This is a genomic window from Aliiglaciecola aliphaticivorans, assembly GCF_054782055.1.
Genome location: NZ_BAAGTF010000002.1, coordinates 105,054 through 131,309 on the forward strand (window position 1 = coordinate 105,054; position 26,256 = coordinate 131,309).

23 protein-coding genes are annotated in these 26,256 nt (G+C 39.4%); 5 read left to right on the forward strand and 18 right to left on the reverse strand.

Annotation, left to right across the window (positions count from 1 at the left end):
- Positions 1-11: 11 nt before the first annotated feature.
- The 18 genes from ACYVIL_RS00875 to ACYVIL_RS00960 all read right to left on the reverse strand — a co-directional run bounded on the left by ACYVIL_RS00875 (position 12) and on the right by ACYVIL_RS00960 (position 19,216).
- Positions 12-1,349: a sodium-dependent transporter gene (locus ACYVIL_RS00875; RefSeq protein ID WP_303472009.1), complete on the reverse strand. Its 1,338-nt coding sequence runs from the start codon at positions 1,347-1,349 to the stop codon at positions 12-14.
- Positions 1,350-1,606: 257 nt separating this feature from the next.
- Positions 1,607-3,652 (reverse strand): carboxy terminal-processing peptidase, encoded by a 2,046-nt coding sequence (gene prc / locus ACYVIL_RS00880; protein WP_460311241.1) that lies wholly within the window; start codon positions 3,650-3,652, stop codon positions 1,607-1,609.
- 4 nt (positions 3,653-3,656) lie between these two features.
- Positions 3,657-4,307 (reverse strand): RNA chaperone ProQ, encoded by a 651-nt coding sequence (gene proQ, locus ACYVIL_RS00885; RefSeq protein ID WP_303472005.1) that lies wholly within the window; start codon positions 4,305-4,307, stop codon positions 3,657-3,659.
- Between the two features lie 12 nt (positions 4,308-4,319).
- Complete coding sequence (locus tag ACYVIL_RS00890) at positions 4,320-4,622, reverse strand: hypothetical protein (RefSeq protein ID WP_303472003.1); 303 nt, start codon at positions 4,620-4,622, stop codon at positions 4,320-4,322.
- Positions 4,619-5,089, reverse strand: a complete 471-nt coding sequence (locus ACYVIL_RS00895) for a GAF domain-containing protein (protein WP_460311242.1) — start codon at positions 5,087-5,089, stop codon at positions 4,619-4,621. The genes ACYVIL_RS00890 and ACYVIL_RS00895 overlap by 4 nt, the downstream gene beginning before the upstream one ends.
- Before the next feature lie 210 nt (positions 5,090-5,299).
- The gene (locus ACYVIL_RS00900; RefSeq protein ID WP_303471999.1) at positions 5,300-5,983 is read right to left on the reverse strand and encodes an SIMPL domain-containing protein; all 684 of its coding nucleotides are present in this window, start codon (positions 5,981-5,983) and stop codon (positions 5,300-5,302) included.
- A gap of 1 nt (position 5,984) precedes the next feature.
- Positions 5,985-6,242 (reverse strand): DUF3862 domain-containing protein, encoded by a 258-nt coding sequence (locus ACYVIL_RS00905; protein WP_460311243.1) that lies wholly within the window; start codon positions 6,240-6,242, stop codon positions 5,985-5,987.
- 39 nt (positions 6,243-6,281) lie between these two features.
- Positions 6,282-7,511: a nucleoside recognition domain-containing protein gene (locus ACYVIL_RS00910; protein WP_460311244.1), complete on the reverse strand. Its 1,230-nt coding sequence runs from the start codon at positions 7,509-7,511 to the stop codon at positions 6,282-6,284.
- 133 nt (positions 7,512-7,644) lie between these two features.
- A complete protein-coding gene (locus tag ACYVIL_RS00915; RefSeq protein ID WP_303471993.1) occupies positions 7,645-8,778 on the reverse strand; it encodes a pyridoxal-phosphate-dependent aminotransferase family protein in 1,134 nt (377 codons plus the stop codon).
- 466 nt (positions 8,779-9,244) lie between these two features.
- Entirely contained in the window at positions 9,245-9,763 is a 519-nt protein-coding gene (locus tag ACYVIL_RS00920) for a gamma carbonic anhydrase family protein (protein WP_460311245.1), read from the reverse strand.
- 21 nt (positions 9,764-9,784) lie between these two features.
- Positions 9,785-10,645, reverse strand: a complete 861-nt coding sequence (gene tesB, locus ACYVIL_RS00925; protein ID WP_460311246.1) for an acyl-CoA thioesterase II — start codon at positions 10,643-10,645, stop codon at positions 9,785-9,787.
- 25 nt (positions 10,646-10,670) lie between these two features.
- Positions 10,671-12,497: a protein kinase domain-containing protein gene (locus ACYVIL_RS00930; RefSeq protein WP_460311247.1), complete on the reverse strand. Its 1,827-nt coding sequence runs from the start codon at positions 12,495-12,497 to the stop codon at positions 10,671-10,673.
- A 15-nt stretch (positions 12,498-12,512) separates the two neighbouring features.
- Positions 12,513-13,379: a 23S rRNA (adenine(2030)-N(6))-methyltransferase RlmJ gene (locus ACYVIL_RS00935; RefSeq protein ID WP_460311248.1), complete on the reverse strand. Its 867-nt coding sequence runs from the start codon at positions 13,377-13,379 to the stop codon at positions 12,513-12,515.
- A gap of 111 nt (positions 13,380-13,490) precedes the next feature.
- Complete coding sequence (locus ACYVIL_RS00940) at positions 13,491-15,119, reverse strand: dihydrolipoyllysine-residue acetyltransferase (protein ID WP_460311249.1); 1,629 nt, start codon at positions 15,117-15,119, stop codon at positions 13,491-13,493.
- A gap of 14 nt (positions 15,120-15,133) precedes the next feature.
- Complete coding sequence (locus ACYVIL_RS00945) at positions 15,134-16,111, reverse strand: alpha-ketoacid dehydrogenase subunit beta (protein ID WP_460311250.1); 978 nt, start codon at positions 16,109-16,111, stop codon at positions 15,134-15,136.
- The gene (locus ACYVIL_RS00950) at positions 16,104-17,297 is read right to left on the reverse strand and encodes a thiamine pyrophosphate-dependent dehydrogenase E1 component subunit alpha (RefSeq protein ID WP_303471974.1); all 1,194 of its coding nucleotides are present in this window, start codon (positions 17,295-17,297) and stop codon (positions 16,104-16,106) included. The genes ACYVIL_RS00945 and ACYVIL_RS00950 overlap by 8 nt, the downstream gene beginning before the upstream one ends.
- A 376-nt stretch (positions 17,298-17,673) precedes the next feature.
- Positions 17,674-18,468 carry a DUF2189 domain-containing protein gene (locus ACYVIL_RS00955; protein WP_303471971.1) on the reverse strand — a complete coding sequence of 265 codons (795 nt, stop codon included), beginning with the start codon at positions 18,466-18,468 and terminating at the stop codon, positions 17,674-17,676.
- A 220-nt stretch (positions 18,469-18,688) separates the two neighbouring features.
- Entirely contained in the window at positions 18,689-19,216 is a 528-nt protein-coding gene (locus ACYVIL_RS00960; RefSeq protein ID WP_460311251.1) for a hypothetical protein, read from the reverse strand.
- A 187-nt stretch (positions 19,217-19,403) separates the two neighbouring features.
- Between ACYVIL_RS00960 and ACYVIL_RS00965 the strand changes: the two genes are divergently transcribed.
- From ACYVIL_RS00965 to ACYVIL_RS00985, 5 genes are all read left to right on the forward strand, one after another.
- A complete protein-coding gene (locus ACYVIL_RS00965) occupies positions 19,404-20,621 on the forward strand; it encodes a pyridoxal phosphate-dependent aminotransferase (protein WP_460311252.1) in 1,218 nt (405 codons plus the stop codon).
- A 211-nt stretch (positions 20,622-20,832) separates the two neighbouring features.
- Positions 20,833-21,435, forward strand: a complete 603-nt coding sequence (yfbR, locus tag ACYVIL_RS00970) for a 5'-deoxynucleotidase (protein WP_303471963.1) — start codon at positions 20,833-20,835, stop codon at positions 21,433-21,435.
- 231 nt (positions 21,436-21,666) lie between these two features.
- Positions 21,667-23,835, forward strand: a complete 2,169-nt coding sequence (locus ACYVIL_RS00975) for a TonB-dependent receptor family protein (RefSeq protein ID WP_460311253.1) — start codon at positions 21,667-21,669, stop codon at positions 23,833-23,835.
- A 337-nt stretch (positions 23,836-24,172) separates the two neighbouring features.
- Complete coding sequence (locus tag ACYVIL_RS00980; RefSeq protein WP_460311254.1) at positions 24,173-25,483, forward strand: sensor histidine kinase; 1,311 nt, start codon at positions 24,173-24,175, stop codon at positions 25,481-25,483.
- Positions 25,483-26,130: a response regulator transcription factor gene (locus ACYVIL_RS00985; RefSeq protein ID WP_303471958.1), complete on the forward strand. Its 648-nt coding sequence runs from the start codon at positions 25,483-25,485 to the stop codon at positions 26,128-26,130. Before ACYVIL_RS00980 ends, ACYVIL_RS00985 begins: the two co-directional genes overlap by 1 nt.
- The last annotated feature ends 126 nt before the right edge of the window (positions 26,131-26,256 follow it).

A 26,256-nucleotide genomic window follows, 5' to 3' on the forward strand; every position in this document is an offset into this window, starting at 1 on the left:
AATTGATATCCCTATCCGGTAACTGAGCGATAAAACATGATGAAAATAACCACAGGGCAAACAAATTTTACGTACCAAGGCCAAATTTTCCAGAATAAAGAATGCTCCGCATTGTCATACCCATGCTTTAGTTCAGCTAAAATCTGATCCCGTCTCCAGACCCACCCAGCAAAAAGACATAAGGCTAAGCCTAATAAGGGTTGACTGTATTTCGTGGTCAAACTAATCACTAAGCCAAATAGGCTAGCAAAGTTAAACACAATTATTGAACTTGCCACAAAGACACAAAGGGCTAATAACCAAACCGCTTTAGTACGCTTGACTCCCTTACTTTCAACTACATAGGCCACAGGTACTTCAAGCATTGAAATAGACGAAGTTAGAGCGGCAATTACCATAAGAGCAAAAAATGCAAAAGCGACAAAAATGCCAACAGAGCCCATAGTGTCGAACAACGCAGGCAACACAGTGAATATTAAGCTGTCACCTTCTATGAGCGCCCCACTATCGGAAAAAATTTGTACACCGTTATTTAGGGCGACGTACATTGAAGGGATTATTAGCATGCCAGCAAGCACAGCAACACCAATATCAACGAGTGCCACCGACGCCCCAAGGGACGGTAAGCGTTCATTTTTACTGACATATGATCCATACACCAGCATAGTGCCCACGCCAAGGGACATAGAGAAAAACGCTTGCCCCATGGCATTAATTAATAAGGCTGGATCCATAATACGACTGAAGTCGGGTACTAAGTATGCTTTCCAGCCCTCAATCGCGCCTTCTTGCAGGGATACATATACAATTAGAAGCACAATGATAATCATTAAAGTCGGCATTAAACGTACAGACCAGCGCTCTATTCCCTTACTAACGCCTCCGGTTACTATTGCCGCCGTTAATATTAAAAATATACCTGAAAATAATAAGTTACGGAGAATAGACTGATTAGTTAACCAACTAGATAAGTCATCTAACCCTAATAAGTGGGTTATGGTTTCAAGAAAAAATGCCAACATCCAACCTGCAACAATGGCATAAAATGCAAGAATTAATGAGACTGTAACAAAACCCCACGCACCCGTTGCACGGCCTAGTTTACTGCCGGATATTTGTCCCAATGCGTCGACCATATTTGCCCTAGTGGCACGACCGATTATCAATTCAGCCATTAAAACTGGATAGGCCAATAGAAAAGCTAAAACAACGTAAACTAATACAAATGCTGCTCCTCCATTACTAGCGACTTGAGTTGGGAAACCCCAAATATTACCTAACCCTACAGCTGAACCAGCTGCAGCGAGGATAAATCCAAGTCGAGAAGAAAACTCTCCACGTGCGTTCATTCCGTACCCTTTTATTATTATTGTATTTAGCTAATTTTTTTAGCCATTTTAGGAATACTATACTAAACCGTCTCGACCTCAAAATAATCCTATTTTGAGTTTAACTGACTGGTTTAAAACTAGCCTGTTGTCGTGTTTGACGATTCATCCAAAATATGTATTTTTGTTAAGTTTCAAAGCCTGCGAATTAAAAACTCACGGTATTGATGTTATAAAAAAAGGGCTATTAAAAATAGCCCTCATCATAAAATCTTAGATCACTTGGTTTCTGAATGAGACGCATACATTCCTGTAGAAACTAGATCGAACGTAATACTCGCGGCTTCATCAAGGAATGGATCAATTTCCGCCATGTCTTCCGGCAAATCATCAAGTTTTTCAACTTTTTCTTTTCCTGCTCTGACTAAGCGTTCATTTGCTCGTTTAAGACGCAATGCTTCTTGCTCTTCTTTTTCTTTGATACGCTCAGATTCAACCAAAGAAATTGTCTTTTTATCTTTTTCTTTTTGATAGCGTTGAATATCTTCGAAAATATACGCAAATTCAGGATCATTTTTAATACGTTTTAAGTGATTCTGTTCCATCACGGTCAATGCACTTGAGGTATCACTAAAGGTTGAGTAATTCACTCGTTCAATGCTATCCCATGGGAGTGCATTCTCTTCTTGGCTTTCACCCCAATCATCAGGGTCTATTGCTGATGGAAATTTAATGTCAGGAACGACACCTAAGTTTTGTGTACTACCACCGTTGATACGATAGAACTTAGCAATAGTATACTGAATACTGCCCAATGGATTGCTGTAAAGGTCGTAAATACGACCTAATGGACGGTGACGTTGCACAGTCCCTTTACCAAAGGTTTGTTCGCCTAGCACTACTGCACGCCCATAATCTTGCATAGCGGCTGCAAAGATTTCTGAAGCTGAAGCACTGTAACGATCAACAAGCACTGTTAACGGGCCATCATAATAGGTGATGCCATCTGTATCTTTTTCGGTTCTGGTGCGACCTGATGCATCATGAATCTGCACTACGGGTCCTTGATCAAAGAACAGACCCGACAGTAATGTAGCTTCGGTTAACGAGCCGCCGCCATTACCACGTAAATCAACTACAATACCTCGAACTCCCTTTTCTTTTAAATCAGCAAGTTCTTTTTTAACATCTGTATGCAAATTATTGTAAAAAGAAGGGATGGTAATGACACCGAGTTTTTCGCCAGCGTGCGTGCCCTTTTCCGGTATATATACTTCTGACTTGGCAGCTCTATCTTCTAACTTGATTTTATCTCGAGTTAAACTCACCACTTCAGGTACATTAGATTCTGACGCGCCTTTTAAGACTTGCAGCTTAACTACACTTCCTTTGGGGCCTTTGATTAAGTCAACCACTTCATCTAAACGCCATCCGATAATATCGACAAAATCATCTTTTCCTTGGGCTACACCGACAATTTTATCTTCTGGTTTGATTTTTTTCGATAATTCAGCAGGGCCGCCAGGCACTACACTGCGTATTACCGTATAGTCATCTTCACTTTGCAAAACAGCGCCTATTCCTTCAAAGGAAAGGTTCATTTCCATATCAAAGCGGTCTGTACTTTGCGGTGACAAATAACTTGTATGAGCATCAACACTGCGCGCAAATGAGTGCATTACAGTTTGAAAAACGTCTTCACTTTTAGTCTGTGAAAGGCGTTTAATCGCGCGCTCATAGCGTTTGGTTAATAGATCTTTAATCTCTTCCGCCGTTTTCCCTGCCAATTTTAAATTTAACGCATCGTATTTTACACGCTGACGCCACAACTCATTTATTTCTGCAGTCGACGCTGCCCAAGGAGCATCTTCACGATCAAACTCTAATGAATCGCCTTTTTTCTCAAAATCGAAAGGTTTATCAAGTAAGGTAATCGCGTATTCAAAGCGTTCTAATCGACGGGTTAAATTTAAAGAATAAATACTGTACGCGTCGTTTAAGTTGCCTTGGGCAATGGCCTCATCAAAATTTAATCGATACTTTTCCATTGCTTCGATATCGGATTTCAAAAAGAAATTACGATTGAAATCTAATGTTCTGACATAACGGTCGAATGTTTTCGCAGACAAGTTATCGTCAATTTTAATCGGCTTATAATGGGAACGTAACAAATGCGAACTTATTCGCTTAGCTGATGCAGAATGCTGAGATTCTTGCACTAGACTAGGAATGTCAACAGCTTCGCTTGAGGAATTAACTGCGATAGCGCCAGCGCTTAAACAAAACAATGCGCTATAAACTGAAGCGCGTACAAATTTATTCATTTTACTACCTCTTAGGTCGAGCTAAGCGCAAGTTATCAGCTTGCACTTTCACTATCATACCGGTTTGCAGTTGGACGTGAACTTCATCTTTTGAGATATCGGTAATGGTCGCAGGAAGTGGGCTCTTTCCAACCTTAACGGTAACTTCGGTCCCTACCACTAAATGTGATTCTGTCAATTTTTCAGGTGGTGGTTGTTTAATTTGTTTGTGTTTTGCGGATTTAGTTCCCTTGAATTGCCCTTGATTTTGCTTATCACGCTTTTCCTTGGCCCCTTTTTTCTCAGGTTTTGCTTTAGAAGCGTTGTTTAATTTACGCTTTTCAGCCACTTTAGCTTTGCTTTCAGTTAGCTGCTTTAATGCGTGATCAGCATGTTCTTTCTCAATGGCATCTCCTTGATTACCATCAAGATCTATTCGAAAACTCCCCTCTTTTACACTATGCAGATAGCGCCAGCTATTGGTGTAATGTCGGAGTGAGGCTCGCAATAACGTTTTACTTATCCGCTCGTCTTCTTTTAAACGTTCAGAAAGTTCTTGAAATATACCTATTTTTAAGGGTTTCGCTTCACCTTCTAATGAGAAACATTTAGGGAACGTTTGCGCTAAAAAAGTGATAACTTCTTTGCTATTCGAAAATTTTTGTTGGTTTTCCATTCAATCTACTAATTAATAATTTTGTTCATAATCTTCTTCGTGTTCTGCATCATCCCAAGTTGCCAACAATTGGTCAACCCAGTCGTGCAAATCCGCGTCGTCGATTTCCAAAAGGTAACTGTCTTCATGCCAGTTTACCCATATGTGATGTAGTATTTTTTCCAAACGGCTTGTGTCTATGTCTTCATCGGCAAGATCATAAGCCATGTGTAAAATTGTGTTTAATCGTTCTGCCGCTTCTTCAGCTTCGTCATCCCAATTTTCAAGATCAGCGGGGGTTGCTAAAACAACATGAACATCTACAAGACTTTTCACACTATTGTCTCTTGCAAAAGATCGACAATCTTTTGTAAGCCCAAGCCATCTATAGAGTCAAAACGCGCCAACGATGGACTATCAATATCTAATACACCGATTAATCGCCTCCCTGATAGAATGGGAATGACGATTTCAGAGTTGCTCGCTGCATCACAAGCAATATGTCCTTCAAACTGATGAACATCGGTTACAATTTGAGTGGTTCGATGGGCTGCAGCACTTCCACAGACTCCTGCTCCCATTGGAATTCGAATGCAAGCAGGTTTGCCCTGAAACGGACCTAATACTAATTCGTCACCATCAACTAAATAGAATCCAGCCCAATTAATGTCCTCTAAACTCATGAACATTAATGCACTTAAGTTTGCTAAATTAGCAATTAAGTTACGCTCATCTTCTATTAGCGCTTGTGCTTGCTTTGCAAGGCTTTGATAAAAATCAGCTTTTTCTTGATCTGTAGTCATCTTTACCTTCAGGCTATTCGCCTTTGTTTGTGACAAGTCTATATTTAACTGGATTTTAACCTTCAATCATTAGAATTTCAGTGATTTTTTTACGATTTATCTTTTTTCGGCAGATTAAAATGATTTTTTGGAGAGATTAAGTCACTTAATCTCTCCAAAAGTAGATTGATGAACTCAAGTCGTCCTAACGAAAAAATAAGTACAAAAGCGTTACTTAAGTATTCTAAAAGACAGGGTCACAGTCGCATTTATTTCGTTTAAACCAGGTAAATATTGTGCTGCTTCATTAAATACAGAGAGTGAACGTGCGGACGGCTGCGGTGTAGGTTGATAACTCGATGTTTCTTCAACATTCACTACGCTACCTAATTGAATACCTAGGTTTTTAGATAAATGCTTAGCACGTTGATGACCATCTGAAATCGCCGCTTCTAGGGCATTTAGATAAGCCTGCTGCTGATCTTCAACTTCATAGCGAAATCCGTCGATTCTGTTGACTTTTAAGGTGAACAGCTCTTCTAAAATGGCTGGATAATTTTCAAATTTTCGCAAGGTCACATTAATATTGCGACTAAATACAAAACCTTTTTGAATATTTGATTGTCGTTCCCGTTCATACCAGGGATACAAACTTAATGACATAGCTTGAATGTCTTGCTTAGCCACTTTGTGTTTAGCAAGGACAGACAATATTTTGTTGGTTTTAGCGTTGACCAATTCATTTAACACCGACGAATTGTCACCTTTTTCCTCAACGGCAATGGTGAACTTTAAGATATCGGGTGCTTGAAAAATACTTCCTTGCCCTCTCACCGTAATAATATCACTGCGAGACTCATGGGCCGATAACATAACGCTGTTAAGCATTAATAGACAAATTAGTAATTTACGCATTTTAATCTAATCCTTTTTTGGTGATAATTGCGGCTCTATCCATTATAAAACTGACTTTAATATACTTTTCTTCTTCATTGCCCCAAATACAAGAATAGGTGCCAATCACTTCTTCGCAATTATCAGCTTTTCCCAAAATCATCTCTACATCAGATTTCACCATCCCCATTTCAACCCTATCGTAGTTTTCCAGGGTTACTTTTGAACAGCTTACAAGCAAAATACTAATACTTGAAAACATGACTAATTTACGCAACATATCTTTACCTTCCAAAATCTCTAAAGCATAACCCTTAGTTTAACCAAAAAACCAATAAGCCACCAAAATTGCTGTAACAATTCCCGCCAAATCAGCAGCAAGACAACATGCAACAGCATACCGACTATGTTTAATCCCAACCGCTCCTAAATATACAGCTAAAATGTAGAACGTGGTTTCTGTTGAACCTTGCAACACCGATGCTAGGCGACCTGCAAATGAGTCGGCGCCATGATGTTGCATAGTTTCAATCATTAATGCTCTGGCACCAGAACCGCTCAAAGGTTTCATTAATGCGTTGGGAATTGCATCAACAAATCGATTATCTATCCCAATAAAATTTACACCGTTGGCGATAATTCCCATTACCATGTCCAGTAAACCGCTGGCTCTGAGCATACCAATGGCAAACAACATTGCAATTAAATAAGGGATCAGCGAAATAGCCAATTCAAATCCTTTTTTAGCTCCTTCAACAAATAATTCATAGCAATTTAGTTTCTTTTGAGCACCAACACTTAACACTATGATAATAAAAGTGAGTAATAATCCATTGGCCGCAATAGATGATTGATTTGCCATTTGCTGAGCAGTTAAAGTGGAAAAGTAAATAATCAGCGCACCTAAAATCGAAATCACCCCAGCGGCATAAAGAAACACCACACGGTTAAATAAATTAATTTTTTGCACCCACGATGTCACTAATAATCCTATAAAGGTCGATGCAAATGTAGACAAAAGAATCGGGATAAATACGTCTGTTGGATTCGCTGCGCCTTGCTCTGCTCGATATAAGAATACGGCAATGGGAAACAGTGTCACAGAAGATGTATTCATGACCAAAAAGATTATTTGCCCATTGGTAAGAGTGGATTTCGCTGTATTTAAGCTTTGCATGTCTTGCATTGCCTTTATGCCAAAAGGCGTTGCAGCGTTATCTAGTCCCAGCACATTTGCCGATATGTTCATAGTAATACTGCCAATGGCGGGATGCCCTTTGGGTATTTCAGGCATGAGACGGCGTAAAAGTGGTTCTAACACTATGGATAATTTGGTGACTAAGCCTGAACGTTCTGCAACTTGGAAAATACCTAACCAAAAAGCTAATACGCCAATTAAACCAATGGAGATATCGACACTTAACTTGGCCATAGCATAAATGGCATCCATCACCTCTTTAAAGCTACCTATATTATTATTAAAGATAACCTGCCAGAGTGTGGCGATAAATGCCGACAAAATGAATGCTAACCAAATTCGATGTAACATATTGACTTATGAGGTTGATTGAAAGTAAGTAAATTACCATAGAATCAATATGATGAAAGAAAATCCTGCCTATTGTTCGGTAATAGACAGGATTTTTATCGTTTTCGTGGGCAAGGTTTAAATCAGCTCGAAATTAACTAACTGATTTTAAAACGGCTTGTAAACTTTCAATACAGTAATTAACGTTTTTCAGATTCGAACCATAGCCCATCAGACCAATTCGCCAAACCTTTCCAGCTAATGAACCTAATCCTGCACCTATTTCTAAATTATATTCATTGAGTAAGATTTCCCTTACTTTGGCATCATCGACGCCATCAGGGATACGAACGGTATTTAATTGAGGCAGGCGATATTTTTCTTCAACAATAAATTCAAGACCTAACGCTTCAAGGCCTTCCCTTAATTTATTGTGCATGTCTTGATGACGTTGCCAAGCGGCCTCTAAGCCTTCTTCTTTAAGAATGATAAGGGATTCATGTAACGCGTACAGGCTGTTCACAGGCGCGGTATGGTGATATGCACGCTTAGTTCCTGCTCCCCAATACCCCATTACTAAATCCATGTCGAGAAACCAACTTTGAATGGGAGTTTTTCTGGCTTTAATGGCATCAATGGCTAATTGACTGAAAGACACCGGAGACAAACCTGGCACGCAGGATAAGCATTTTTGAGTACCTGAATAAATGGCGTCGATTTGCCATTCATCAACTCTTAATTCGCATCCTCCCAGGGAGGTAACCGCATCCACTAAGGTTAGACAGTTGTATTTTTTAGCCAGTTTACACAAAGCTTGAGCATCATTTTTAACTCCTGTAGAGGTTTCTGCGTGAACAAAGGCGACAATTTTAGTGTCTTTGTTTTCTTCCAAGGCTCGCTCTAGCTTTTGAATATCAGTGGGTTTACCCCACTCATCTTCCACCATGACCGCAGTGCCACCACAACGAATGACATTTTCTTTCATGCGGCCACCAAACACACCATTTTGGCAGACTATCACTTTGTCACCGGGCTCCACTAAATTTGCAAAGCAGGCTTCCATACCTGCAGAACCTGGTGCAGAAACAGGCATGGTGAGTTGATTTTTTGTTTGAAAGGCATATTGAAGGAGCGATTTAATCTCATCCATCAAGTCAATAAACTGTGGATCTAGATGCCCTATTGTCGGTCTAGATAAGGCCGTCAGAATTTTTGGATCAACATCTGAAGGACCAGGCCCCATGAGAGTACGAACCGTCGGGATAAATGATGTAGCATTTGAAGTCATAAAATAGATTCTCATTAGGTTAAAACGGCCATAGTGTTACAGTTGATTTAAGAAACAACAAGATCAGCATATCCAACATTCACAAAAAGAATGCAATCACCGCTCTTCATTTCCTAAATTACTTTAAACGACGGTAAGACTAGAGATTATTTTTTACCCCCCCTTGTGGATAACCTGTATACAAGGAAGGTATAAGGTGTGGGTTAAGTGATAATTATGAACTACTGACTATGAAAAATGGACGACTAAATCACTGATATTAAGCTATTTTTAAATTTAGTTGGTAAATTTGTTTAATATTTCGGCAAAGTTGTTCTAAACTAAATATTCAAATCAAATATTTTGATTTTTGAAGACTTCTCCCTGAAGAAGTTTAGTTAGCGCAAGGCTCTTTTGAAGAGCCATTCCCCTAAGCCCGGCACTAGAGATAGTACCGGGCCTTTTTTAAATGCCAATCTTAACCACGCTATTCTTTAATCAGATTGCTTATATAGTGCTTTGCGTTATTGACGTAATGTTCCGCAGAACCTTTTAGCATTGCCTGTTGTTTTTCACTCAACGTTTTAACAACTTTTGCTGGACTGCCCATAACCAGCGAACCGTCGGGTATTTCCATGTTTTCGGTGACCAAGCTATTTGCGCCAATTAAGCAGTAGCGACCAATTTTTGCTCCATTTAGTACCACAGCATTAATACCAATTAAACTGTAGTCGCCAATTTCACACCCATGCAACATCACTTTGTGGCCAACCGTTACACCTTTACCTATTGTTAAAGGGATATCGTAATCTGTGTGTAATACGGAACCGTCTTGGATATTCGTATCTGGACCAACAGTTATTTGATCGCAATCACCACGAATGACTACGTTGAACCAAATACTGCTATTTTCTGCCAAATTAACAGACCCAATTACATGGCTGCCGGGCGCAATAAACGCACTTTCTGCAACGACGGCTTTGCGTTCGCCTAATGAGTAAATCACATTGACTCTCCTATTGTGTTTTTATTTCTCTACTTGTCGCATCAAACCTTCTTGCATGGTTGAAGCTACCAACACGCCTTGTTGATTGAAAAATTGACCACGAACTAGACCACGTACTCCGCCGGTAAACGGACTTTCAGCCACGTACAATAACCACTCATCGAATTTAAAAGGCTGATGGAACCACATAGAGTGGTCGATAGTTGCCATCCTAAGTTGTGTGTTCCTAACTGAAATACCATGGGGTTGCAAACAGGTCGCCAGAAAATGGTAATCTGACGCATAGGCCAACATGGCATGATTTAAATTTAAATTATTCTCAACCACTTCTTGAGCTCGCATCCATATATATCTCTCAGGTTCTGTTTTAACAGGTTGCAATGGATCAATGGTTTGTACGGTTCTGCTGTCTATGGGCTTATGATAACTAATTGCTTCTTGCATGCGCTCTGAAATCTTGTCTAATGCACTTTTAAAAAAGGTTAAGTCAGATTTCACTTCCTCTGGTGGAGGCACATCTGGCATATCAGCGAACTGATGCTCTAAACCTTGTTCGGGAGCTTGGAAAGACGCCGTTAAATAGAAAATGTTTTTACCATTTTGAATGGCTTTAACGCGACGAGTTGAAAAACTTCTACCGTCTCGGACATTTTCAACTTCATACACCACTGGATAATTGGCATCTCCTGGTAGTAGAAAATAGGAATGAAACGAATGGGATATCCTACCTTCTGGCAACGTATTATGAGCGGCAGCTAACGCTTGCCCCATAACTTGACCACCAAATAAAGCGCGAAAACCAAGATCCCAGCTTTGCCCTCGATACAATGAATCTTCAATTTTTTCTAACTGCAATAAAGACTTTAAAGTCACTTCTGCCATGCAATACTCCCCGTTGTTTATTGCGCTAATTTGTTTTTAATTTTTTTGGATGAAATTTTTCTGGTAAACCCGAAGCATGTTCAAAGTAACGCGTGTCTTTATACGGCAATTTCATAAATCCTGAAATCCCTAATCCTTCTATTTCTGGCACTAACTCAATTATGGTTTTTAATAAGGCTTTAAATTCCTTCTCCATACTGTGATCAAGTAAGGTGTAATAACTGTGTATTTTTAAATTCGTTGGTAATGCTTCAAATATTATACAGCCAGTATGATGAATATTATTTAATTGCCGAATAATGACCATCATTTTGTCAGGTAGAACTAGCAGCTCATCCGGGTCTTCGCCATCTTCAAAGTAAGAATGATTACGACTTTGATCCTCTGTTATCGAGGTGTGACTTAATTCATAGGGGATTTGCATGTCAGTTTCAACTTGATAAGGTATGTTTTCACTATCTCGTTCTATGTGCAAGGTATCACGTGCATTGAACATGCAGCTTTTAAACACCCCTACTCTGTGAATAGCCCTCGCTAGGGTAATAACATTGTTTACGGATACATCAAATGAACGTTTCAAGGTCGGATCATACAAATTTAAACTAGAGTCAATATAAACGCCTTCTGGTTGCCACCTCAGCACTAAACCACCTACAACGGGATATTTACCTAGTCTCCCTACTGCAGAGATAAAGGCTTTTTCGGTCTCTCCCATTCCCTGCATGTAATTTTTGTAATAACGTTCGAATTGCGCATCGTTTACATAATGTAATTCAGTAGAAATATCACTATTTTCAAGCTTTAAAAATGAACGCCTTGAGCTATATACCACGGTATCGATGTCTTTTTTCTTGGCAAAACTCCAAGTGGGGATAAGTGCAATATGTTCATTTACATCTGATTTGGCAAACACAACATTTTTCATGAATTTCATATTTTTCATATAATAGTCACCGCCCAATCGACGTTTATCAGCATCATCACTTAACATCGCAGTTAGCACCTCTGACAACTCTTTTGGCAATCCTAATGAGTTAGGCGTGATAATATGCCGTCCAAAGCGACTAGATTGGCCAGACGCCAACGCATAAAGTGTGCTCGCCAAACCTTGTTCATCAAACCTCGGACTAGATAACTGACCGTTTAATTGTTCGTCACCAATGAAATATACATCTCCAAGACGTGCGTTTGTTTGTTGCAAATCACTAGACATTAAATCCATAACATTGTTGGCAATATATTGTCCTTGGTGATCCATTTGCGCAAACACGCTGGATCCCCAATCGATTAAACCGATGGTTTCTGTGTGCTCATCAAACACAATATTAGAAGGTTTAATATCACCGTGCACGATTGGTTTAGTTGTGCCTTGCTCTTGATGTTGGCGTAAAAATAACAAAATATCGCAAAGTTGAGCGGCAATTTTAGTGATCAGTCGCGCTGACAATGGACCTTTTTGTAGGGAGTATACTTCTAAGTCAACACCTTTAGCTCTTTCCATTACCAATATGGCTTGCTTTTTAATTCGCTGAAACTCGATTAGTGAAGGTACGTTGGGGTGTTCAACCTGACTTAGCATAAATGCCTCGTCTTCCAGCTGTTCCTGAACATGTTGAGGCAGGTTAATACGCGAGAACTTAAACACTAATTGATTTTGGCGAGGATCACTTCCTGCAAATGCAAATCCAAACGCGCCTTTACCGATAAGCTCGATGTTACTGTAACCAAGCAACTCGAGTTGCTCTTTACATAATTTGATCCAATCTTTTAATTTTTGAGCATCTTTATGAGACAAAAGATAAATCGATTGTTCATCTGGAATATAAAAATGTTTTAGATCAGCAACCGTCATCTTAGGTGACCTTAGTTAGTCAGGCTTTTTCAGCCACTCAACGTAGGCTTTGCCAGGCACTTTGTCTGGAGTTAGGTGGGCTAATAATTCAGGCAGTAGGTCGTTTAAATCAGAATCCAGTTGCCATGGCGCATTCACAATTATTAAACCAGAGCCATACATACCCGCATCTCCTGTATTTTGTGTAATCTGCATTGCAACATTGAGTACACTTTTACAGTCAAACTGAGCAATTTCGTCGAGCATTTTTTCACTTAATCCAGCTTTCTGACCTGCTCGACTGGATAAAAGAGGATACCAAATAGCGAAAATCCCCACCGACCATTTTGTTATTGCCTTTTTGAGGGTCGTCACAACTTGCTGATATTCACTGGCAACTTCATAGGAGGGATCGATCAGGACAAGACCTCTTGCTGGAGTTGGCGGTAAAATAGCTAGCAACCCTTCATATCCGTCTCTGTGATGAACACCAATGGTTGCTAAACTGCCATAAGCAGATAGATTGGTTCGCAAGTTGTCAATTTCAGTATTGTGTAATTCCATACACACCATCTTGTCTTGCTCACGAAGCATATTGGCTGCGATAAGTGGCGACCCAGGGTATTGATTAGCAGTGATGAATTCATTTGTGAGCTGTTGATATTCTGCAATACCCTGTTGCTTCGACTGATAATCTTGAATGGCCGTGATACCACTTTTAAATTCTTGGGTTTTTTGGGCCTCTTCACCTTTTAGTTCATATAAACCTGCGCCACTATGGGTATCAATATAGATCGCAGGTTTGCTTTTCATTTTCAGTTTTTTGATGATCAACATCTGGGTAATATGCTTTAAAACATCAGCATGATTACCTGCATGAAAACTATGACGATAACTTAACATCTCAATCGTTACTTTTATAACTGTACATCAGTCAATGATACTTAAATAAGGCGCTACCACCAAGGTTTAAAAACCATCTGCCATATTGGTAAAATATGGCAAACCATAAAATTAACTCAATTCAGTCAGCATACGGATTGGGTTTTCCAAGTAGGACTTCCACAGGTTACTAAACTTCAGCATAGTTGCGCCGTCAATAATGCGGTGATCTCCAGACCAACTGATGTGCATAATATTCACTGGGATCACATTATCATCTTCATCGAACCTGGGTAGTCGTTGTATTTTGCCTAAGGCAACGATGGCGCTTTCAGGTTTATTGATCACCGGTGTTGCTGTGGTACCTCCAATTACGCCGACATTGGAGATACTAATCGTCCCGCCTTTTAAGTCTTGATTAGACAGTTTACCTTCTCGAGCTAAGCCTACTAAACGTTCAACTTCTTGGGCAACTTCAAACAGTGAGAGGTTTTCAACGCCTTTAATGTTTGGCACCAGTAAACCAAGTTTTGAATCAACAGCAATGCCTATATTGTGTTGTTTTAAATAGGTTATCTCTGTGCATTGGGGGTTAACTTGGCTATTAATGATTGGAAACTGTTCTAACGCCAAAGAGAGGGATTTAATGAAAAATGGCATCATACTTAACTTAACGCCTTTTTCTGCAAACTCTTTTTTCAGATCTCGACGCACATCCATTAACCTATCCATTTCAATTTCTTCACTCACACTAAAGTGAGGAATAGTGTATACAGAATCAGTCATTTGTTTAGCCATTATGGCTTTGATGCCACGAATGGGCTCAACCCTATTATTGTGTTGCGAACTTTCTTTAAGATTGCCTTGGGTTACATTATTATCCGTTGGGTTATCGTTTTGTTTCGATACTTCATTGTGGTTGATTTTATTCATGTGAACGGCAATATCTTGTTTTAACACTCGCCCTTTTTTACCACTTCCCAATACGCTGGCTATATCAATGTTATTTTCTCTGGCTAAGCGGCGAACGGCAGGACTGGCTAAGGCTTTCTTTTTAATTGCTTGTTGTTCCGGCGCGCTGCTTTTCTCATTTTGATTCTGTTTTGTCGCTTTATTCGAATCCTCGTTAACATTACGGTGAGTCTTTTCCCCCTCAGCGGTGTTAAGTGAATATAAGGGACTATGAACCTTCGCAATGTCACCTTGTTGATAGTGTAATTGATTAATGAACCCTGAATATTTTGCTGGGATTTCAACCAAAGCCTTATCAGTCATAACCTCGACCACGGCTTGGTCTTCTTCTACTTTTTCACCTTCCTCAACTAGCCATTTTACGATTTCACACTCAACTATCCCTTCACCTATATCGGGTAGAATAAAATCGATGATTTGTTGAGAAGTCAAATCAGATTCCGAGGAGTTGGTTTGCTGAGTGAGCTTTTCGCTGTTAGGTGTTGAATTTTCAGTATTAGGTTGTTTACGGGCGTCATCCTTAGAACTGTTTTGAATATTTTGCTTATCTTCAATGTCTCCATCTAACGCAAATAAAGGTTCATGAACCTTAGCCACTTCCCCCACTTTGTAATATAACTTGCTCACTTTTCCAGCGTGCATCGCTGGAATTTGAACAGTGGCTTTATCTGTCATGACTTCTGCAACGGGTTGGTCTTCTTCTATCAAATCCCCTTCTTTTACTAGCCACTCTAAGAGTTCACATTCTACAATTCCTTCGCCAATATCAGGCAATATAAAGTCGTGCATGGTATGTCTCCTGATTAATAATTGACTGAGCGTTTAATGGCTTCATAGGTTTTTAAATGATCGGGCATGTATTCCTTTTCATGTGACAAAGGATAAGGAGTATCTAAGCCACAGACACGAGCGATGGGAGATTCTAAATGTAAAAAACATTTATCTTGAACCGTCGCCGCAATTTCACTGGCAAAACCACCTGTTTGCGGTGCTTCATGGTTAATTAACAAACGTCCTGTTTTTATCACTGATTCGCACACTGTTTCTACATCCCAAGGCAATATGCTGCGCAAATCGATAATTTCACAGGAAATACCGTCGTTTTCTGCCATTTCTGCGGATTTTTGCAGTATTTCCACCTGAGCACCCCATGCCAGTAAGCTAATATCAGTACCTGATTTCACCAATTCTGCTTTACCTAGGGGGAGTTCGTAATCTTCTTCTGGTACCTCTCCTACAGAGGCTCGATAAAGACGTTTAGGTTCCATAAATAGAACGGGGTTGTCGTCTCGAATTGAGGCGAGTAACAACCCTTTAGCTTGGTATGGATTTCGAGGAATGACTATTTTCATACCTGGAATATGAGCGAAAAAAGCCTCTGGAGATTGTGAGTGATAATGGCCACCGGCAATGCCACCGCCGTAGGGTGTTCTTATGGTTAAACTTCCGCAGGTAAATTGTCCGCCGGAGCGATATCTAAATTTAGATGTCTCATTTACGATTTGATCAAAAGCAGGAAAAATATAATCAGCAAACTGGATTTCAGCAATGGCCGTTGATCCCTGCGATGCTAATCCGTTGGCGAACCCTATTATTCCCTGTTCAGTTAACGGTGTATTAAAGCAACGCGCTTTACCAAACTTTTCTTGTAAATTGCTTGTGGCTCTAAATACTCCACCAAAGTGACCCACGTCCTCACCAAAAACCATTGCAGTTTTATCTGCTTCCATAGCCGTAATTAATGCATTATTCACGGCTTGTAACATGTTCATTTTAGTCATTTTTAATTCTCCCTGAAGTCTTCGGATAGGCATCTGGGTACTGACGAATATGTTGCTTAAGTGATTGAAGTTGTTCTTTTAAATGCCATGGTGGTGCGTCATAGACATCTTCTATGATATCTTCAATGGGATTGATGGGCTCTTTTTCCACTTGTTTTAAGGTTTGCAATACTTCCTGACGGGACTCACTGGCAAAGTGTTTAATTGCCTCCTCGTCTAGCCAGCCTTTACTTTTCATCCATTTTTCAAAGCGTAGCAGTGGATCTTTTAATCTCCATTTAGCCTCTTCCTCTTTAGAGCGATACCCAGTGGGATCGTCCGAAGTCGAATGGGCTGCAAGTCGATACGTCATAGCTTCAATTAATACTGGACATTTTTCTTTAAGTGCAACCTCTCGCGCTTTTTTTGTTGCCGCAAAAACGGCCAAAACATCATTGCCGTCGACTCGAATCGTGCGAACACCGTAACCAATCCCCCTCGATGCAATGCCATCTCCTGCAAATTGCTCCTCCGCTGGTGTGGAAATCGCGTATCCATTATTTCTACATAAGAAGATAACGGGACAATTTAACACTGCCGCCATATTTAAACCGGCATGAAAATCGCCTTCGGATGCTGCTCCTTCGCCAAAGTAGCAAATAGTTAGCGCATCTAACCCCGCCATTTTTTGTCCGTATGAATAACCTGATGCTTGTGGGATCTGCGTTCCCAAAGGAGAAGAAATAGTCATGAAATTTAATGCTTTATCGCCGTAGTGAATGGGCATTTGGCGACCTTTATTTGGGTCTTTTTGATTACTAAACATTTGATCCATAAATTGTTTAGTTGTATATCCGCGGTATGCTAACGAGCCTTGCTCGCGGTATTGAGACATGATCATATCTTGGGGTTCTAATGCTGCTGCACTGCCGATTGTAGCGGCTTCTTCGCCTGTGCAAGCCAAGTAAAAACTGATCCTTCCTTGCCGTTGTGCAGCAATCATGCGCTCATCTAAAATTCTAATGTAGTGCATGGTTTTTAGAATTTTTTCTGAGGTTTCTTGGTTTAACTCAGGACAGGGCTGATGATTATGCTCCGTACCTTCAGGGGATAATAATTGCAGCATGGGTATGTCCACTAATCCATTGGTAATCATTTGTACTTCATGGATCATCCCGATATCGGAAAGGTGATTTCTGTCTTTCATTTAAGAACCTATGTTAGGAGTTAAATAAACTGTTATTAATATGTTAATTCTAGTTCACAATTACGGGAGATGTGTTGCGAAAATGAATGGTGCAAAATACAGATGAGATAGAAGTATTCTAAGAACACCAAACTAATTAGGATGTTTATCCTATTTAATTATTCACTCAATTAAGTTTGTTTAAGTAAGCTGGAAAATTAATACATAGTTGCGGGATATAGAGGTGAATGAGGTTATTAATCACTCATGGAGAAAATAGTTAAGTAATAGAAGTTTGCATCTAAGGCTAACAAAACCAAATAAGTCTTTGTTGACTGCTTACTTAAGGAATAAATTAACGGATCTAGTTGCTAGACCCGTTATTTAATGGGATGGATTACTCAAATTTGCGTTCGCGTTTGGTTTGAATTGTTTCAATATATCCGTGCCATGTGGCATACCCTATTAGCGGCATGAGTAGCACAAATCCAACAAAACCAGTTAAAAACCCTATGACCACTGCCACAAAAATAATCATTGCCCAAACAAACATAGGGCCTTTATTCAACCAAACTGCGTTAACCGTAGTTAATACTGCAGTAGCCAAGTCTACTTTACGTTCCATTAAAATAGGTTGGGTAAATGCACTGAGCAGAAATACGATGCCAGTGAAAACCGCACCGACACAGGTTCCTAACACTAAGAATGGTAATAACTCTTCTAAGTTATCTCCCAGGTATGATGGGTATAATGCATGTATCATTGAGGCAACTCGTAACCAAAAAATCATCAACACCATAAGCAAAATGCCAAATCCCCACTCGTTCACCGCATTACGTTTCACCGCTTTTACCGCGTGCCATAGTGTTGGCTTATGTCCTTTTCCGAATTCCCAACTAATATCGTACAACCCCGCCGCCAAAAAAGGCCCAATAAGCATAAAGCAAACCATCGCAGGTAAAATAACCAAGTGCCAACCAGTCAGTGCAACTAAGTAGGTTATAACCCAAGGTATGAGAGCAAAAAACACACCAAAGAAGACGGTTAAAATAGGTGCTCTTAACAGATCTCTAAATCCTAATGCGAGCCATTTGAAAGGGTCTGAAAATGCTAGTTCATTACATGGAATAACGCGGGCAATGCTGCTATCTGTTATTGCATTATGGGGTTCTTCTTGGAAATGCTGTGACATACTTAACTCCAAAATTTTAAATCGATTCGGTTGGAAACACATTTATCATTCAAATTGGACATATCAATAAGTATAAGCAAGCAATGAAAGTTTGCCATTTATTCGCTGAAATATTGTTCAACTAAACAATTTTCTAAAGACTAGGAGTCCACATGAATAGAACCATAATTAACACAATAATAACAATATAGAAACAATATTTAATCGCCAGTAGCAAGGGTTAAGCATTAAAATTAGCAGGACGCCAACTTAAAGAGGAATCAAAATAACCAAAAAGAGCTTTATTGAGATCAGAAAAACTAGTGATCGCTTCTTCAGAATGAGACACACAATTCCACACAAAACGATGACAATTATTTTTAATTAAATCATAGTCACTATAGGTGTATAGCTTAGAAGCGGCTATTGAAGCCGCATGTTTAGATATGAGTGGCAAACCTAAATCATCACATAAAACGTATATACATTTACCACTTCTATTGGATAAAAAACGCTGCGGAGAAATCCCCCGAATTAGCCCATTCCCTTTCAGTTCAATTATATTGCCATCCACCCAAATCCCAGAATGTTCAAACACACCAAATATGCCACAACACACAATAGCTCCGTCTTGAAGATGAACTAGAGTTTGTTCTTCACCCGGATAATGTTTCACATACTGACGCTTAATTTTATTTGCTTGGTGTACTTTATCACTAGCATATAAAGCTGCGATTCCAGCTCCTAACCAAATTAATGGAACAGGCATAATGGTGTATTCCTAAATATACTTCGACCTTAGAGTGCTAGATCTAAAGATTTTAGACAAGATTAAGTTTGTAAACAGATGTTATGCAAAAAATACGAGTCATATATAAAAATAATTATTAGATCCCTCTTAACACTAACCCCTTGGTTGTATTATTCTGTGTTATCAAATTAAGGTGTGGGCATTCATGAAAATAATTAACAAATCCAACAAATTAGAGGGCGTATGTTACGACATTAGAGGACCTATCCTCGATGCGGCTAAAAAAATGGAAGACGAGGGACATAGGATCCTCAAACTTAATATTGGTAACCCTGCCCCATTTGGATTTGCCGCACCAGAAGATATTCTAAAAGATGTTATTCATAATTTGCCCACCGCGCAGGGTTATTCTGATGCCAGTGGTATATATACGGCACGTGTAGCCGTAATGCAGTATTACCAACAAAAGAACATTAAAAACATTTCCGTTGATGACGTATTCATCGGCAATGGTGTTAGCGAATTGATTGTAATGGCAATGCAAGCATTGTTGAATAATGGCGATGAAGTCCTTATTCCTAGTCCTGATTATCCATTGTGGACTGCTGCCGTTAGCTTATCGTCCGGTACCCCAGTACATTATAAATGTGATGAACAAGCTGGATGGTTCCCTGATATTACTGATATTCGCAATAAAATAACTGCCAACACTAAAGCGATTGTATTGATTAACCCGAACAATCCTACTGGTGCTGTGTACAGTAAAGAAGTGCTGCAAGACATCATTGAAGTTGCCCGTGAGTTCAACTTGGTTGTATTTAGTGATGAAATTTACGACAAGATTTTATACGACGATGCACAACATAATTGCATTGCTGCTATGGCCGATGATTTGTTTTTTATTACCTTAAGTGGTCTTTCAAAAAATTACCGAATTGCTGGTTTCAGAGCAGGTTGGTTACTGGTTAGCGGTAACAAACGAATAGCTAAAAACTATATCGACGGAATCAATATGCTAGCTTCGATGCGCATGTGTGCCAATGTCCCTTGCCAATATGCAATTCAAACTGCGCTCGGTGGATATCAAAGTATCAATGATTTGATCGTGGATGGTGGACGTTTAAAAACACAGCGGGACATTGCCACCAGAATGTTAAATTCCATTGATGGTATCAGTTGTGTCGTGCCAAAAGGTGCAATGTACTGTTTTGCTAAAGTGGATGCTGAAAAATTCAATATTACCAATGATGAGCAAATGATTTTAGACTTACTGACTAAAGAAAAGATTTTGTTGGTTCACGGTAAAGCATTTAACTTTTCTGATGGCTGCTATTTTAGATTAGTATTTCTTCCCCATAAAGATGAATTGGAAACGGCTATTAATCGTATTGGTAATTTCTTCTCCTACTATCAGCAAGTTTAACTTCATTTAAATAAGTGAGAGTGTAATTAACTACACTCTCATAGTTTAACTATTAAAATTAATCAGTAGTTTGCATTACAAACATCAGAAAAATTCAACACTTCAATGTATCATTTAGCTTAACAGCGGATTGTTTACGTAGATAGGTCATTGTAAACCTATCCCTTCATCAAAAACGCATTATTACTTCGTAGATTCAAAGGTCTTAAATATGAACCAAAGTACATTTATGGCATGGATTATTAGAATGCCATTGTTAGAGCGCTGGGCGCTAATGCATTGCTTTCAATCAGAAAATGTATCTGAACACTGTCACCAAGTAGCAGTGATCGCGCATTTGCTAACTGTGATAAAAAATAAACGTTTTAACGGAAAGTTAAATCCTGAAAGAGCGGCAACGTTAGCTCTGTATCACGAAGTTTCAGAAACTAAATTACAAGATATCAACACTAATACCAAATATCATAATCCTGAATTTACGAAGGCATTTAAGATGCTAGAAGACCTAGCAGAGAAAGAATGTTTGTCAACGTTGCCTGAAGACCTTCGTAGTGAAATGGAACCATTGCTGGTGCAATCAGAAGTTGATCCTGAATATAAAGCCATTGTAAAAGCTGCGGATATTTTGCAAGCCTATGTGAAAACAATGAATGAACTTCGTTTTCACAACGATGAATTTTTACATGTTAAAGACAAGTTAGATAAAACCATTCAAGAACTTATTGTTACTATGCCTGAAGTCGAATGTTTTGTAGAAATATTTTTAGATAGTTGTACTACTACCTTAGATAAATTATCAGAAGCTCAGTTATAAATGGGATAACAATAATCCCAACTACTCTACTTTCAAAAGTGGTTTAACACATGTTTTGTTGAGTCACTTTTATCAACCTCATGTCAGCGATTCAGCTGATAAAATGTTGCAAATCTTTAATGGTTATTATCAAACGTTTACCCATCAGATGGATTAGGAATTTTTCCTATATGAAGTTTATTTAACGATGTATAGCATGTGTTTTTTGTTAAATAAAAGTGAATAGAAAACATGATTCTGAAACCAACACTGATCAACACCGCCATAGTGTCATCTTTATTACTCGCTACTCATCCGTCTGAAGCTCAAGACAAACCAATAGCCGATATTGAAAGGCTTGTGGTAAATGGTATTTTACCCAGCCGAATTGAAACTGTTGGTGGGTCATTTGATACCCTTGAAGAAGAATATATAAAAGCTCGCCGACCACTGTCTATCAATGAGCAGTTAAGAACCATGCCCGGCATAATGGTGGTAGCAGATGGCAGTATGAGTTTTGATTTAAATATTGGTATCCGCGGCCAAAACCCTCGTCGAAGTGCCAAAGCGATGGTGATGGAAGATGGCATGCCTCTGCAATTAGCTCCTTATACAGATCCTGTAAATCATTATGCAACACCCTCTACATCGATTACACGTGTGGAGGTTGTCAAAGGTGCAGGTCAAATTCTCTATGGTCCGCAAACTCTAGCTGGCGCAGTAAATTTTGTGACAAAACCGGTTTCCAGAAATGGCGATATTGTTGGGAGCTTAACATCACGCTTTGGTAATCAAGACTTTCGTGGTTTACATGGGAGCATTGGCTTTGGCAACGCCCGTGGTGGCGTAGTGTTAGATGTTTCACAAAGTAAAGGTGACGGTATATTCGAGAACAGTGACTTCGATATGAAAGATTATCGAATTAAAGGTGAATACAACCTTTCAGAAAGCCAAGTAATAGGGCTAAAAGTGGTTCATACCCATGATCGTCGCAATCAAACTGAAAACTATTTGACCCGCGATGAATACGCTACTGACCCCTACTCTCATCCAACAGCTGCGCTCGATAAATGGCAACAAGATAGAGATGTCGTGCAACTAACCCACAAATTTGAAATAAACAATAATGTTACATTAAGCTCTCAGGCTTATTATACGGACATTTTCCGTAATGGTTTGCGGGGTTCCAATAGTGGACGAGAAGTTGATGGCATTTGGGAGTCACGCTTACGTAACTGTGACGCAATAGGCGATAACAATGGAGATGGCAACATAACGGTATCAGATGTAGAGGGTTCTGATATTAATTTATGTGGCGGTCGTCATGCGCCCCGCCAGTATTTCACTTGGGGTGCAGAAAGTCGAGCTGACTTTGGGCATAGCATATTTGGTCTTGAAAATGATGCCATTATGGGTGTTCGCTTTCATAAAGAAAAAGTACATCGCCAACAAGTTTATGCAACCACAACGGCACAACGATTAGATTATCAATTAGCTTTAGTTGAAGGTGATGATATAGAAGGTGAACGTTTTGATGCTTATGCGCTATCGTATTACGCGCAAAATACCACATATATCGACAATTGGGCTCTCACTGCTGGGTTTCGTTTTGAAGATGTCCGTACTAGAAACACTGACGACTTCTCCACCGATAGCGCGTCGGATAATTATACCAAATTCTTACCCAGCCTAAGTGTTGCCTACAATGGCATAAAAAACACAACGTTCTTTGCAGGAGTGCATAAAGGTATTTCACCCTCTCGTGCTGATAGAGATTTAGATGCGTCAGGTGCGCGTGCGGTGCCTGAAGAAAGTACCTTGTATGAGGTTGGTATGAGAAGTCATTATGCCGACGGAATTAGACTTTCTGCGGCACTATTTCATAATGATATTGAAAATACCATTGTAGATAACGGAGCCACATTTGATAACAGCGGTGAAAGCGAGCAACAAGGTGTTGAATTGTCTGGCAGAATTAACTTCGGTGAAATCTACAATCAGGCAAGTAATTTCTATATATCTGCTGCGTATACAAATCTATGGACAGCTAAATATATTAAGGCGTCTAACCCAGATAACGATGGTAATCGTATGCAGTACGCACCTAAGCAGTTGTTCAATTTAGATATAGGGTATGAACATGCTAGTGGCATTGATGGACGAATTGGTGTTCAGCATGTAGGTGAACAGTTTGTTGATGATGAAAACACTGTTTTGGAAAGTGGCAATGGCATTGAAGGGCTTATACCTAGCTATACCATTTGGAACGCAACACTGAACTACACTATTCCTAATAGCAGAGTCACTTTATTTACCAGTGTTGAAAATCTATTTGATAAAACCTATTTAGTTAGCCGCAATGAAGGCAAATTAGCCGGTCGGGAACGCCTGTTTTTCGGTGGTATCACTTTCGATTTCTAATCTCAACTTTTAACCTAACAAGTTAAAATATACAAGGTGAATACGCACTAAAATGATTCATAGGGCGTGTTCACTTTAAAAATTTAGCTCTTGCCTTTATCTTAAGCATAACAGCCCCCCAAATAGCGTTTTGAGGTTAAAACCTCGTCACTTCAATCCCCTCTTGTAAAGCAAATTACAGGCTAATTCATTGCACATTGTATTCATAATTGTTCGATATTGGACCTTATAGTTCCAAAGTATAAGGAATATGAACCCAAGGACCAATGCCGATGGTTTATATGATGGGTATGATTCATTTTATAGAGTTGGATAACCAATATTGGAATTCTACACAATGAGTTTGCGCGCTCTTATCAACTTGAGAATTATTATTTCGGTCATCGTGATTCTTATTTTCAGTGCCATTATTGCCGTTTGGCAAGCAAGAACCTCAGTTGAAAAAGAAGTGCGTTCATCAATTCATCTAGCGGTACAGATGATTGCGTTTGGTTTTGAGCAAGTACCTGAGGGTAGCGAAGAAAAACATGCGTGGTTTGATAAAATTGCAACTATGCAGTCGGTACGACACCTCAACATTTCAATTGAGGATACAAAAAGTACTGCAAGGCAACACGAAACGCTTTATGAAAGCGATGACAACAATGCCACACCACTTTGGTTTATTAAGTCTGTGATGGCTGACTTTCTAACTCATAATTATGACATTGAAATTGGTAACGGTGCGGTAAAAACGATTTTCATTACCGCAAACCCCATGGATGAAATAAATGAAGCTTGGGGCGAAACAAAAGCTTTTTTTTGGTCAATTGTGCTAATGCTGTCGATTATTTTTATTACCGTAAATCTTGTTTTCAACTCCATGCTTAAAGCCGTTAATGCAATTTTGTCAGGTTTGCGTCAGGTTGAAAATGGGCATTTCGATTTGCAACTACCCCACTTTAAAATTAGTGAGTTTGATGTTATCGCAAGGGAGGTTAATGGTATGACTAAAGCGTTGAGAGTAGCTCAGACCAACAATCAAGCGTTAGCCCTTCACACCATGAAGATACAAGAGACGGAGCGGCAAAACATGTCTCGTGAACTACATGATGAAATGGGGCAATCATTAACCGCAATTAAAGCCATGGCGGTTACCTGTCAGCAACCTAAAACAGATGTCAAAGCGATTTGTAGTTCAATAGTCGATATTTGTGATCATTTATCCATAGTTGTTCGCTCAATGATGAAAACTCTCCATCCTCTTAGCCTTTCGGAGCTTGGATTAGGCGCAACTTTGTCTGAATTGATCACTGAATGGCAACGTCGAAACGAAAGTTTGTTGTTTGATTTGGAATACGATCCATCATTGGAAAAACTGAGTGGCGAAGTGACCATTCATGTATACAGAATTGTACAAGAATGTTTAACCAATGTTGTACGGCATGCAAACGCGTCAAAAGTAAAGGTCTTAATATTTAAGGACGCTGATCAGGTAAAAATAACAGTAACGGACGATGGACAAGGTAAGCAACTCAATGCAGCTGGGTTTGGTCTATTAGGTATGCGCGAGCGAGCTGAAAACCTAGGTGGTCAGTTCAATATTGAGTCTATTGAAAACTATGGGGTAAAAGTTAGCGTCGTAATGCCTTATCGAGAGGACAAGTAATGGAAGCAGATAAGTTAAGAGTCTTATTAATTGACGATCATACGGTTGTAAGAGCTGGGTTTAGAATGTTACTTGCCTCTCAGGATTATATTGGCAGTATTGTTGATATTGATCGGGGAGAGTTAGCCACCAAAGAGTATCAACGCTTTCAACCACATGTTGTGGTTATGGATTTATCTATGCCAGGAATTGGAGGTCTTGAGACCATAAGACGACTATGCAAATGTTATCCTGAGGCACTTATTTTAGTTTACAGTATTCATGATGAAAAGATTTATGTAGAGCGCGCTTTAGAAGCTGGAGCAAAAGGCTATGTGACTAAAAATAGTGCCGCTGAGGTCTTAGCTGAAGCAGTTACAAAAATTGCCAGTGGCAAAGCGTACATCGAAAAAGGGTTGTTACCTGTGAACAATGAGATACGTATTAAAGAGCCGAAAAAAACACCACATAAACTGAATGCTCTATCACCAAGAGAATTTGACGTATTTAGGCTGCTATCTAAAGGCTTAAACGCCCATAACGTCGCCAATGAATTAAGCTTAAGTTACAAAACAATTTGTAACTACAATACACAAATTAAAGCCAAACTAAATGCCAGTACATCGGCAGAGTTAGCTAATATTGCCATGGTACACAATATTATTTGAATGCCTTAAAGTGAGTCGTAAACCTTCAATTACAGGGGTATTTATTTATCCTGTTAAAGCTATTCTCACTTCTTGAGGAACGAAATAATTCTCCCGAGTCTGTGCAACTAACAGGCAAGTGACTTT

What these genes read in the sequence shown, in the direction of transcription:
- ACYVIL_RS00930 (WP_460311247.1), bottom strand. Translation starts at nt 12,497, where the DNA reads ATGACGGTTGCTGATCTAAAACATTTTTATATTCCAGATGAACAATCG.
- tesB (WP_460311246.1), bottom strand. Translation starts at nt 10,645, where the DNA reads ATGGCAGAAGTGACTTTAAAGTCTTTATTGCAGTTAGAAAAAATTGAA.
- proQ (WP_303472005.1), bottom strand. Translation starts at nt 4,307, where the DNA reads ATGGAAAACCAACAAAAATTTTCGAATAGCAAAGAAGTTATCACTTTT.
- ACYVIL_RS00900 (WP_303471999.1), bottom strand. Translation starts at nt 5,983, where the DNA reads ATGCGTAAATTACTAATTTGTCTATTAATGCTTAACAGCGTTATGTTA.
- ACYVIL_RS00935 (WP_460311248.1), bottom strand. Translation starts at nt 13,379, where the DNA reads ATGTTAAGTTATCGTCATAGTTTTCATGCAGGTAATCATGCTGATGTT.
- ACYVIL_RS00915 (WP_303471993.1), bottom strand. Translation starts at nt 8,778, where the DNA reads ATGACTTCAAATGCTACATCATTTATCCCGACGGTTCGTACTCTCATG.
- ACYVIL_RS00950 (WP_303471974.1), bottom strand. Translation starts at nt 17,297, where the DNA reads ATGAAAGACAGAAATCACCTTTCCGATATCGGGATGATCCATGAAGTA.
- ACYVIL_RS00895 (WP_460311242.1), bottom strand. Translation starts at nt 5,089, where the DNA reads ATGACTACAGATCAAGAAAAAGCTGATTTTTATCAAAGCCTTGCAAAG.
- yfbR (WP_303471963.1), top strand. Translation starts at nt 20,833, where the DNA reads ATGAACCAAAGTACATTTATGGCATGGATTATTAGAATGCCATTGTTA.
- ACYVIL_RS00960 (WP_460311251.1), bottom strand. Translation starts at nt 19,216, where the DNA reads ATGCCTGTTCCATTAATTTGGTTAGGAGCTGGAATCGCAGCTTTATAT.
- ACYVIL_RS00910 (WP_460311244.1), bottom strand. Translation starts at nt 7,511, where the DNA reads ATGTTACATCGAATTTGGTTAGCATTCATTTTGTCGGCATTTATCGCC.
- ACYVIL_RS00975 (WP_460311253.1), top strand. Translation starts at nt 21,667, where the DNA reads ATGATTCTGAAACCAACACTGATCAACACCGCCATAGTGTCATCTTTA.
- ACYVIL_RS00955 (WP_303471971.1), bottom strand. Translation starts at nt 18,468, where the DNA reads ATGTCACAGCATTTCCAAGAAGAACCCCATAATGCAATAACAGATAGC.
- ACYVIL_RS00940 (WP_460311249.1), bottom strand. Translation starts at nt 15,119, where the DNA reads ATGCACGACTTTATATTGCCTGATATTGGCGAAGGAATTGTAGAATGT.
- ACYVIL_RS00945 (WP_460311250.1), bottom strand. Translation starts at nt 16,111, where the DNA reads ATGACTAAAATGAACATGTTACAAGCCGTGAATAATGCATTAATTACG.
- ACYVIL_RS00965 (WP_460311252.1), top strand. Translation starts at nt 19,404, where the DNA reads ATGAAAATAATTAACAAATCCAACAAATTAGAGGGCGTATGTTACGAC.
- ACYVIL_RS00905 (WP_460311243.1), bottom strand. Translation starts at nt 6,242, where the DNA reads ATGTTGCGTAAATTAGTCATGTTTTCAAGTATTAGTATTTTGCTTGTA.
- ACYVIL_RS00985 (WP_303471958.1), top strand. Translation starts at nt 25,483, where the DNA reads ATGGAAGCAGATAAGTTAAGAGTCTTATTAATTGACGATCATACGGTT.
- ACYVIL_RS00875 (WP_303472009.1), bottom strand. Translation starts at nt 1,349, where the DNA reads ATGAACGCACGTGGAGAGTTTTCTTCTCGACTTGGATTTATCCTCGCT.
- prc (WP_460311241.1), bottom strand. Translation starts at nt 3,652, where the DNA reads ATGAATAAATTTGTACGCGCTTCAGTTTATAGCGCATTGTTTTGTTTA.
- ACYVIL_RS00980 (WP_460311254.1), top strand. Translation starts at nt 24,173, where the DNA reads ATGAGTTTGCGCGCTCTTATCAACTTGAGAATTATTATTTCGGTCATC.